The organism is Vibrio sp. EA2 (assembly GCF_033042495.1).
Lineage (GTDB): Bacteria > Pseudomonadota > Gammaproteobacteria > Enterobacterales > Vibrionaceae > Vibrio.
In genome coordinates this window covers 27,128-27,464 of record NZ_JAWLID010000024.1, presented here as the reverse complement: position 1 = coordinate 27,464, position 337 = coordinate 27,128, and the positions used below count along the sequence as shown (strand labels likewise).

Genomic DNA, 337 nt, shown 5'->3' with positions numbered 1-337 from the left:
ATGTGCAATCAACTATCAAACAGTTGTTGCGGCAGCAAAGCGTGAAGACAACTTAGTACGCGTAATATCGGTTGATTACGCCAACGCGATTGATGAATTCGATATCACTCAAGAAATCACATTCCAGGAAGACAAAATGTGGGCGAACTACATTCGCGGTGTCGTGAAGTGTCTGTTGGCTCGTGGCTACCAGTTTACCGGTGCTGATATCTCTGTCAGCGGCAATGTTCCTCAAGGTGCGGGGTTGAGCTCATCAGCGGCACTGGAAGTCGTGATTGGTCAGACGTTCAAAGTGCTCTTCAACCTGGAAATAAGCCAGGCGGAAATCGCATTAAAT

At 47.5% G+C, this 337-nt stretch carries 1 pseudogene; it reads left to right on the top strand.

Annotated elements, in window-relative coordinates:
* Positions 1-337: pseudogene (locus RXX31_RS23390) on the top strand (galactokinase); the annotation flags it as partial.